Below are 6,000 nucleotides of genomic sequence, written 5' to 3' on the forward strand. Positions count from 1 at the left end.
AGAAGCTGGTCGCCCACAAATGGCCATGCGTGGCTTGTCCGATGACATGTTGACCAAGAAGATCAGACCCCGGAAGAGTTGCCTTGGCCCCGCGTGCCAAATGGTTGAGCAAGTTCATCTGATTGCCGCCCTCGGGGAGCGCCTCTTGCCCGCATATCGGCCGTTCGATGCGGGAGGCCGTAAGACAGCAAAGGGCCCTACCCTGCCCTTCGCAAGCGCCGGTCGTACGGCCGGTGTGCAGCGAAAGCCGACTTCCGCGAGCCGGTCCGTCAACGGCCGCATGCTGTCCGAACGCAGACATTCAGATTGGGGCGGCGAACAAAATTTCATCCCCGACCATGTGAAGCCTCTCTCGACCGCTATCGCAGCTGCCTAATGCGCTCTTGGAGAGTCAGGGCGGTCGGGATGTTAATAGCTGCAAGTGCAGCAGCTATCTCGACAAGCGCTTGCCGCGGCTGAGCGTGTTGCGACAGGGCCTGCGCGTCGGAACTCAATGCCGCCGCCACCAGCTCCACCAATGCGTCGCCCGTACCCTCGCGGTACCAGCGATTTGAAGGCTCGCGTTCCTTGAGCATGGCGGCGAGCCAGCGAAGCCCGTCAAGCCGAAGTGGGGCTCCGAACGTTGTCGTCAGGAAGTGGCAGAAACGGGTGACGCATTCTTCGTCGCGAGTCAGTCGCGCAGCGGCCGAGCGTGCGTAGAGATCCTTCATCCGCAGAGCCGCGCCCGAGGGCAGCAGGGACAGGGCATCCTCGTGCCCGAAGCCAAGCAGGTCGCAAATCAAGCGCTCGCCGTAGAACCAGAGGCCAGGTTGAGACCAACTGGCTGCGAGGCCGTACTCCGCAGTGGCCCGCCAGACGCGCTCGAATGCCACCGGGTCGTCACCTTTTCCGAGGCGCAGGAATAGGCTGCGGATGAAGTGCTGCAACGCGTAGTGTGCGGCCGGACCGTGGGAGAGAACGGGTTCCCAAACCGCGCGATCTTCCCCAGCGGGCGCCGCGATCGACAGCGTTCCGAGTTTCTGAAGGATGTCGTAACCGAGGTTCTGGCTGGGCAAGTCGTACTCGCCATGCTCTTTCTCCGTGCGCGCCTTGGCGCGCGCGGAGTCGTAATCCCAGATGCGCAGCGCCAAGCGCGTGTCGAGATCGCGGTCGCCAGTACCCCCGCCTTCGATGAGCCAGTGAAACAGGATTCCGAGGAAGTGACCGTCTAGCGAACCGCCTCGTTCGCGCGCCGGCTTCCCGCGCCAAGTCTGGTCGCGGGCCTCGTAGAGCCGCGTGCGGCGCTGGAAGTCCAAACGTTCTCGGCCCGCGACGACTCGCCTGAAGTCGAGGTCATCCAGCGTCGCGCTCGGCCCACGGAGCAGAAAGCGCCGCAGCCGCGCGAGCCACACCTTCCAAGCGCGCTCCGCGTTGCCGCCATCGCCGTGGTGCGGAGCGAGCAGGATGAGGCCCGACCAGAACAGCCCGGCCCGGAGCAGCCGCAACCACGCGGTGCCAAGCTGCTCTCGATTGACGTAGGCGACGCCGACTACAACGGCGGCCGCTCGCGTGTCGCCGCTCGTCAGAAGGCGCAGGACGGCGGCCTCCCATTCCTGAACGCCATCTCCATCGGCGAGCCACAGGTGCATGACCGCGTGAGCGACGAACTTCAGCTCGTCGCGGAGGCTCCCCATGCGCTGCCCGCGAATCTCTTCTCCTGTCGACGCGACCGCCGCCACACCGGCTCGCACGACTTCGAGCGCGTGCTCCTGCGCTTCAGGGTTCTGGGCGAACCAAGCGCCGCCCAACGCGACAAGCGTGCCGGCTGCGGCGAAGCGGCATCTTGATTTCGCGGCCTCATCGTCCCCTTCCGCCCCCTCCTCACATTCCTTAACCAGCTTGAAGAGGTACGCGGCCTCATCGTCGGTGAGCGGTTGTCCGCCCCGAAGCCGCTGCTCGCACCGGTCAGGCACGAGAAGGTATGCGAGGGTGGGCGCGCTATTGGTCTGCCACGATTGCACCTCAAGGCTCAGTTCGTCAGGACAGACGAAGCCCTGGGTTTCTGCGCGCGTCGCCGGGTCGGTGACGGTCTGATAGTTGGCCCGGTCGAGCGCGGCGAAGAGCAGCTTGAATTCCAACGCTTCCTTCGGGTCTTCAGGCAGCGCCCAGGTCGACAGCAGCGCATGAAGACGCCGCGCAACGTCCTCGTCGGTCAACAGGAGTTTGACAACGACATCGAGGAACTTCTGCTGGCGATGGGGCGCCAGGGTCCAGTCACGGGCAAAGTTAAACATCGCCTCGCCGCCACGGAGCCAGCTCCAAGCGATGAAGTTGTGGCCTACCTGCCGCACGCGAACGCTGTCCCAATAGAACAGGTTCGGGCACGTAATCAGGGCCGCAAGGGGCCCTGTTAGCAGCAGCGGCCGATACTTGGCAACGTTGAGAAGCACGCTGACGAGCGCCGCAGAGTTCCCCTCCCGGAGTATCCTTTCCGCATAAGGAGTGATGTCTTCACCCGCGTCGAGCCGCAGCGTGAGCCAGCGCTCCAACGCATCGAGAGCGCAGAACAAGTTTCCGTTGCGCAAGTCATTGGACTGCGGCCAGCCGAATACCTGCCCCCAGCCAAGGAAGGTCTTCTCCGACCCGTCCGCAAATTTCAGTGTCACCCCGGGAGCCCCGCCGCTTCGACCGTTTGTGACCTCGGCGACCCAGCGCTCCGTGCAGAAGTTCACCAGCGCGATGAGCGAGGTGAGCGCCGTTTCCGGGGCCAACTGGAAGAAGGGGAAGAACGGGCTCTTCCAGAAGGCCGTCGGGTACGCATCCTGGGCGTATTCGAGGCCGAGGTCCAAATCAAGCCGCGCGCTCCCGTACTCCTGTTCCGTCTGGTCATCAATGATGAGCGCGAGCAGGACTTCGGCGGCCAGCTCAGGCTGCGCACGCATCAGAGACTGGATGCCGTTCTCCTTGATGCAAGCGGTCCGGAAATCCATATCGACTCTGTCGCTGGCCCCTAGTGGCCAAGGCGGCAATCTCTTGCGGAACGACCCGAGCGAGCGCGGCATCTGCTTCCGTTCTTCGTGCCGCGCCCTGTATCTGGCATCGGTCTTCAGACGCTCGGTGTGCGACTTTGCCTCCTGTAGCTGAACCTCGGCGATGCGCCGTTTGACGTCAGCGTCTACCTCTCGGCGTCCCGCGAGTTCGAGTGCCCAGTTCCCGACCTCAACTGGCAGGTCGGCCGCGCCAGCCAGTGGTGCGGTATACAGCCACGGCTCACGCGTCATGTACATCACGCCGTGGCCTTTCTCCACCTGTACGGTCCGAGCCATGGCGAGCGCCATCTCCGCCATCTCCAGGCGGAAGGGCATCAGATTGCCTCTGCTCAGCGTGCGCGGCGTCTTCGACAGCCAGGTCTCGATGACCTTCGCGAGAGCGGATGAAACCAGCCCAGTTAGTCGCTCCCGCTGTGCGATGAGGAAGCGGAGAACGGGCGGCCACCGGCCAAAGACAATCGAGCGATACTGCGCCTCCATGTACACGCCGACCGCCGCGCTCAGTGCCATTTCGCCGGTCGGCACCGTCGCGATGTGATGGAAGCGCAGAAGCACTCGCGTGAAGTGTTTCCCGCCGTTGCCGAGCAGGAGGTCAACCCGTTCGGTCAAGAAGCGTTCGGCGGCGGGATCCAAGCAGAGTGCATCTAGGAGAAGATCGCCCGCCAACTCGTTCTTTGAGGCCTGCGCGGCCTCGAAGGCGACGTCCCAGGCCGTACCAGCCTCGGCCGGCTGTCGCAGCAGGAACTGGCCCAGCATCCGAAGCGCGTTCGTCCAGAGCGGATTGCCGGCCAGTGCGACCCACTGCGACGTGTCGATCCAAATCTGCTTCAGGAACTGGAAGCGCGCCCAATCCGCCGCGAGATCATGCTCGAACTCGATGCGGTTGGTCCGCTCGTTCAGCCGCAGCGGAAGCTCCTCGGGCCGCTGCGTGAACGTGGTCGTGTCCGCCGGCTTCAAGTCGGTCAGCGCGAAGCTGCGCTCGAACGATGCTTCTCGCTGGGCGAGTCGCATCATCAACGCCTGCACGTCGGCGCGGTCCTTCGTCCAATACTTCCAGAGGCGGTCGGCGATGGCGGTGTGAGACGCCAGTCCGCCGGCCTTCGACCCCAGCGCTGCACCCGCCCCCACGCCAATGTCCGGAGGTTCGTCAGCGCCGCAATGGTGTCGTCATGCGCGGCCAACCAACCCAAGGTGAGTGACGGCAGAAGCGCTAGCTTCACGGCATCGCTCTTTAGCGCCTCGATCTCGACAAGATGGGCTTTCCGTCCGCCGACTATCGTCTCTTCGCCTTCAACCCAACTCTGCGTCTGCGTGACGATGACAACCCGCCAAACGCCCTCGGTCACTTCGCCGTCATTTGGCAGGAGGGCTTGAAGCAACTGGCGGAGGGCGACGAAGTCGCTGGCCTCAATGCGTTCCGCAGAGTCGATGACCAGCACATTCTGCGGCCTCACCGTTGCGTTTAGCACTAGCGAAAGTTCGTGCGTCAGAGGGAGAGCGCCGCGGCGCGCGGCGCTAAGCGCCGCCTTCAGTTCTTCTGGACCGAACCACACCTGGTTCCAGGACGGGTACGCGCCGTCCAACACCGACTTGACCAGCGCTGACTTGCCCGAGCCCGACTCCCCGAAGACCACCGTGACCAGGTTATCGGCGACCACTGCCTGGAGCGACGCCTTCTCCGCTGTCCGCGGCACCGCATAGCCTGACGGCAACTCCGTTTCTATCCGCGCCTTGTGGTCCGCAGTGATGTTGGAGAGCGTCTCCCAATCGCGCTCAAAGTTTGGGTGATGGCGGAGGCCGAACTGGCCCCGGAGCAAGAACAACAGGTCCGGGACGGTGATGGTCCCGCTGCGAAGGCGCACCTCTTTCGCGACATTGATAAGCTCCTTCCAGAGAGCCTGTGCTTCGTCGTCACGGCCAGACGCGAGCAAGCGACGGCATTGCGCGATAGCCTGGGCCTCATTTTCGGAGTGCGCGAACTGCAAGTCGGTCGGCAGCACGTGCAGGCGGCGAATAAGCTCGATGGTCTCCTCGACTGACGCGCCGCCGGGCTTCTGGACGCTGTCGAAGACGCCCGACTGACTCGTGTTGCTGCGGATGCGGCTCATAGCGAGCGCGGTATCCGTGCCGCTGCACGCGTTCTTCACTTCGCGCCAAGCCGGGTCGAACGCCTGATGGGTGCCGAGCGTGACCAAGGCCAGCCCGTCGGCCGCGCGGTTGAACGGCCCCTGCGGGTCACGCCACTGTTCCCAAGCGCGCGTCACGAAGTCAGCGGGGAGGCCGGCCGCGGTCACCTGGAAATTACCCTTCGCCGAGATCGCAAGTCGCCGCGGCGCAGTGGTGGCCTGGGCTGTCAGCAGCAGATCGTCGACGCGCCAGCCCAAGGTTTGACACTTGGGCTTGGACCTGTGTGACGACGCCCCGGATACCTGGTGCGTGCTCACCCGATAGGGCCTTCACTAACTGCCAGGCGCTTATCAGGTCCTCGAATTCGAACCCAGCGCCGCTCATCGACCGAAGCGTCGCGGGCGCGCGTTTCGCGCTGCCGCCGCGAGGCGCTTTCGGCTTCGATGTGTTCTTAGACAGGGCCATAGACTTCTGAATGCTTTGTTGCTCTCGATTATTGCCATACCTGTCGCGAGAAGCAGCGGCAGGACCCTCGCAGCCATAGAAGTGCGTCGTAGGTCCCCCATTGCTAGCAAAGCACCACGGAGTTGCACCGAAAAGCTGTATCGCCGAAGAGGCGCTGGAGCCACCGCACTTGCAGTCAGAACCGAAGAAGTGCACGCGGACCAAATCTCCGGAACGTCTCCAAGCGGGTCGTAAGCGGCCAATAGCAACGGCATCCCTGAGCGACCGCCCTCAGTCTGAAGTCCCGACTTTGCAGAGCAGGCTGGTCATCCCGAGCGCAGCCTGTCGATACCCGCCCTCAGCCCCCAGCCGCACCCTGGGCGCCTCATCTCGCGGCGAG

The 6,000-nt window shown here is 64.1% G+C and carries 2 protein-coding genes; both read right to left on the reverse strand.

Annotated features, from left to right (window positions below; genetic code table 11):
• Positions 1 to 359 precede the first annotated feature (359 nt).
• On the reverse strand, positions 360 to 4,055 hold the full coding sequence (locus BLS74_RS34880) for a hypothetical protein (protein WP_212733730.1): 3,696 nt from the start codon (positions 4,053 to 4,055) through the stop codon (positions 360 to 362).
• Positions 4,043 to 5,413 carry a hypothetical protein gene (locus BLS74_RS31230; protein WP_139191793.1) on the reverse strand — a complete coding sequence of 457 codons (1,371 nt, stop codon included), beginning with the start codon at positions 5,411 to 5,413 and terminating at the stop codon, positions 4,043 to 4,045. The genes BLS74_RS34880 and BLS74_RS31230 overlap by 13 nt, the downstream gene beginning before the upstream one ends.
• Positions 5,414 to 6,000 lie beyond the last annotated feature (587 nt).

The organism is Variovorax sp. CF079 (assembly GCF_900101545.1).
Taxonomy (GTDB): Bacteria; Pseudomonadota; Gammaproteobacteria; order Burkholderiales; family Burkholderiaceae_C; genus Variovorax.